Source organism: Moorena sp. SIO2C4, assembly GCF_010672485.1.
Lineage (GTDB): Bacteria > Cyanobacteriota > Cyanobacteriia > Cyanobacteriales > Coleofasciculaceae > Moorena > Moorena producens.
The window spans coordinates 1-4,061 of record NZ_JAAHGN010000695.1; the positions used below are offsets into that span (position 1 = coordinate 1).

Consider the following 4,061-nt stretch of genomic DNA (forward strand, 5'->3'; position numbering starts at 1 on the left):
TTGAAAGGTTGAAGGTTGGAAGGTTGAAGGTTGGAAGGTTGGAAGGTTGAAGGTTGGAAGGTTGAAGGTTGGAAGGTTGAAGGTTGGAAGGTTGAAGGTTGGAAGGTTGAAGGTTGGAAGGTTGAAGTTTGGAAGGTTGAAGGTTGGAAGGTTGAAGGTTGGAAGGTTGAAGGTTAAACAAGAAACAGCATCAATGGTAACACGGGATGGAGTGCGGCTGGATGCGGATATCTACCGTCCCGATAGTGCTGGTGAGTTTCCCGTCTTGCTGATGCGGCAACCCTATGGAAGAGCGATCGCATCTACGGTAGTCTATGCTCATCCCACTTGGTATGCTGCCCACGGTTACATTGTGGTGATTCAAGATGTCAGGGGGAGGGGCACTTCAGACGGTAAGTTTGATTTGTTTGCCCACGAAGTGGAAGATGGCTTTGATAGTGTTAACTGGGCAGCCAGTTTACCCGGTAGCACTGGGGATGTGGGCATGTACGGCTTTTCCTATCAGGGGATGACTCAACTGTACGCTGCTGCCAGCTATCCCAGCGCTCTGAAAACGATCTGTCCAGCGATGATTGGCTATGATTTATACAGCGATTGGGCCTATGAGGGAGGGGCGTTTTGTTTACAAGCTAATCTGGGTTGGGCGATACAATTAGCAACAGAAACGGCACGATTGCGGGGAGATGAGCAAGCCTATCAACTGCTGTATGCGGCATCTCGGAATTTACCCCTGTATGACCCAATTCCGGCTCGGCCTCAAATTCTCCAAGACTTAGCACCAGACTCCTTTTATCACGACTGGTTAGACCATCCTCACCCAGATGAATACTGGGAAAAACTATCTCCCAAGGGAATGATGCAGGATGTAGACATGCCCATGTTACACATTGGCGGATGGTTTGACCCATTTTTGCGAGGGACGCTTCATTTATATAAGGATATGGCATCTCATGCCAGTTCGCCCCAGCATCTGATCATTGGACCTTGGGCGCACCTGCCTTGGGGGCGTAAAGTGGGAGCAGTCGATTACGGTCCCGAGGCGAATAGTCCCGTTGATGGCTTGCAAGTGCGTTGGTTTGACCAGTTCCTCAAAGGAATTGATACCAACGTGGTTGAGCAACCCCCTATTTCTCTATTTGAGATGGGAACTAATCGGTGGCGTTATTTTGATAGTTGGCCTGATGGAAATCAGAAATCTTATTATCTGGTAACTTCCGGTTTAGCCAGTGTCAGGGAAGATTCTGGAAAATTAGTCCCAGAAGAGTCTCAAGGAATGCAACAGCGATCGCAGACACAGGGAGTATCCCAAATCCAGCATACCTTTGATCTATCCTGTGATCTATTAGTTCATGACCCTTGGCGTCCAGTTCCAGCAATAGGGGGTCATGCAGCCATGCCAGTCGGTTCATGCGATCGCACTTCCATAGATTGTCGCACAGATGTTTTAACCTACACCTCTCCACCCTTAGCAGAAAATTTACATTTGGTAGGGGATGTGCTGGTAGAGGTGTTTTGCACAGCTGATACTCCCAGTTTTGATATCTGTGCAGTGTTGTCGGAAGTCCATCCCGATGGCAGGGTTTACCATGTCACTCAGGGATATGGGCGGGTGAATCCTGGAGACAATACTAATCCGTGGCGTATTCGATTCCAAGCAACTTTTGTGCGTATTGCCCAAGGGAATCAGTTGCGCTTGAGCTTAAGTGGGGCTTGTTTTCCCGCTTATCCAGTCAATTCCGGCACCGGGGCTTTTCCTGGTGAAAGTCGATTGATGGATGCTGAGATTATTACTTTGATAGTGAGTTGTGGAGGAGATTATCCAACTCGTGTTTTATTACCTATTTTTAACTCTGACCCAAAATGAGCGCCATGATCAATTTAGCGCTATAGCTGACAGGTCTCCAAAGCAGCAACTAACTGCTCGAAATGATCCAATGTATGAGTTGCCATAACTGAGATCCGAATTCGACTCGTAGGCACTGTAGGAGGACGAATAGCAGGGGCAAAGATACCAGCTGCTTTCAAGGTTTCCCCAACAGCAAGAGCCTCAGTAGCACTATTTATGGAAATGCAAAGGATAGGTGACTCGGAGGGCAAACAGTTGAGATTAGGCAGCTGTTGAGTAATTAACTGTTTGAGAGTCTCTACATTATTCCTAAGTTGAGCGCACCGTTCTGGTTCTTGTTGGACAATTTGGATTGCTGCCAATGCTGCTGCTGTATCTGCTGGAGATAACGCAGTGGTGTAAATCCAGCTAGGAGAACGATTTCGGAGGAAATCAATTAAAACTGCCGAACCTGCAACATACCCTCCCAAACTACCCAAAGCTTTACTGAGGGTGCCAACTTGAATAATCGTTTCTCCAGTACAGCCAAAATGTTCCACACACCCAGCGCCTGTAGCGCCCAAAACTCCCGTAGCATGGGCTTCATCCACCAGGAGCATACAATTAAATTGGTTTGCCAACCCTAATAGCTCAGGCAAGGGGCATAAATCACCATCCATGCTAAAGACGCTATCAGTAACAATTAAGCAACGGCGGTACTGTTGTCGGTATTGAATCAGTTGACCCTGCAAAGAAGCCATATTGCAGTGCTCATAGTCAATTACCTGGGCTCCGCTCAAAATTGCCCCATTTTTTAGGCTGGAGTGGTTGTACTGATCCCCTAGGATTAAATCCCGTTTCCCTACTAACGCCGCAATCGTACCTATATTTGCCAAATACCCAGAGCTATAGACGATCGCATCTTCAGTTTGTTTGAGAGATGCGATCGCATTTTCCAATTCTCGATGCAGTTCCCGGTGTCCAGTGAGTAATCTCGAACCAGTGCTGCCAGTACCATAGTCCTTAGTAGCAGTAACTGCAGCTGCGATTAAAGGAGGTGAGCCTGCCAGTCCCAGATAGTCATTACTAGCGAAGTTAATCACCTCTCGCCCTTCCAGTTGCACCACAGCACCAGGCATACTTTGTAGAGTTTGTACTGAACGATACCAATTGGCTTTCTCAATCGTGGCCAGGGATAGCTTTAGCCAAGCATAAGGGTCAGTAGACATTAGACATTGTATTTGGTGGTGAGACTTGGGCTTGGTGCCGGTTGAATCTTAATCATCTTTTTTCGCCTTCACCCCAACTAACTCTGGATTGCCATCTAAAGAACCGTATAGGATATTTCCCCTCTTGTTGTCTGGTTTATAGAAAAGTAGTCGTTGCTCCAGTCGTTGCAGCTGCCGTTGAGCTGCTTGTGGATTCTTCGAGTAATACTTCTTCAGGTCAATCTTGAAGTGCCGATTAATTTCTGACCATGGGATATCCCAAAGTTGGTCACCACAAAGTACCTCTAATTCCCATCCCTCAATATCAGTGTCCTTGATGTCTAGCTCAACTTCCCTGGGTTCAACCTCAATCAGCTTGCACTTCTCCATTTTGTTAGGGGAGCAGCTACTGAGTAATGTTACTCCCACAGTCAGCAACAAGAGGATGCTACAGAGTTTGTTATTCAAAAAAGATTTTTGGTAAATTTTCATGTCTGCCACCAAACTTCACGATCCTAATAGTATTGACTCATCATCTAGCAAAGGGAATAGGGAGTAGGGAATAGGGAGTAGGGAATATGGCATCAAAAATTCTCACAATTCCTACACGGATCCCTATCCCCTACTAAATTATAGATTGGATCTGGGGATGAATTACCGGAACTGTTAACTATCTATATCTATCAAAATGCAGTTGACAAAATAATAATTTTATGCTAATAAATAGTCGAAATTCACCAGCTATAATAGCTAAGTAAGTCCTGAAAATGAAACATTTTTAAATTCTGGATTCTTCAATTACTAGATTGTAGATCAAACTAGGGTTCTTATGTACTTGTTATGCTAAATAAACAGTCTGGCAAAGGGACTTCGGAGCAGGGACTTCGGAGCAGGGACTCCGGAGCAGGGACTTCGGAGCAGGGAATAGTGGAAAAAGGCCGTATTCAGAAAATTTTGTGAGTTGAATAGCAGAATTTTCCTGTCTTGATTATTGCCCGAGTGGGGGAAACCACGGCAGTTCCTCATGG

The 4,061-nt window shown here is 46.0% G+C and carries 4 protein-coding genes and 1 pseudogene; 1 reads left to right on the forward strand and 4 read right to left on the reverse strand.

Features of this window, described 5'->3' with window-relative positions; translation table 11 throughout:
* Positions 1-181: pseudogene (locus F6K20_RS27360) on the reverse strand (hypothetical protein); the annotation flags it as partial.
* 12 nt (positions 182-193) lie between these two features.
* On the opposite strand from F6K20_RS27360, the gene F6K20_RS27365 reads away from it, so the two are divergent.
* Positions 194-1,864, forward strand: a complete 1,671-nt coding sequence (locus tag F6K20_RS27365; RefSeq protein ID WP_287296764.1) for a CocE/NonD family hydrolase — start codon at positions 194-196, stop codon at positions 1,862-1,864.
* A 20-nt stretch (positions 1,865-1,884) separates the two neighbouring features.
* Here F6K20_RS27365 and bioF read toward each other — a convergent pair whose 3' ends face one another.
* The 3 genes from bioF to F6K20_RS27380 all read right to left on the reverse strand — a co-directional run.
* A complete protein-coding gene (bioF, locus tag F6K20_RS27370; protein WP_008182365.1) occupies positions 1,885-3,054 on the reverse strand; it encodes an 8-amino-7-oxononanoate synthase in 1,170 nt (389 codons plus the stop codon).
* Positions 3,055-3,102: 48 nt separating this feature from the next.
* Entirely contained in the window at positions 3,103-3,534 is a 432-nt protein-coding gene (locus F6K20_RS27375) for a hypothetical protein (RefSeq protein WP_137985829.1), read from the reverse strand.
* A 342-nt stretch (positions 3,535-3,876) separates the two neighbouring features.
* The coding region (locus tag F6K20_RS27380; RefSeq protein WP_287296765.1) for a hypothetical protein at positions 3,877-4,061 on the reverse strand (185 nt) is incomplete at its 5' end.

Excerpts from the sequence above, each read along its gene's own strand:
- F6K20_RS27365 (WP_287296764.1), top strand. The coding sequence starts at position 194 with ATGGTAACACGGGATGGAGTGCGGCTGGATGCGGATATCTACCGTCCC.
- bioF (WP_008182365.1), bottom strand. The coding sequence starts at position 3,054 with ATGTCTACTGACCCTTATGCTTGGCTAAAGCTATCCCTGGCCACGATT.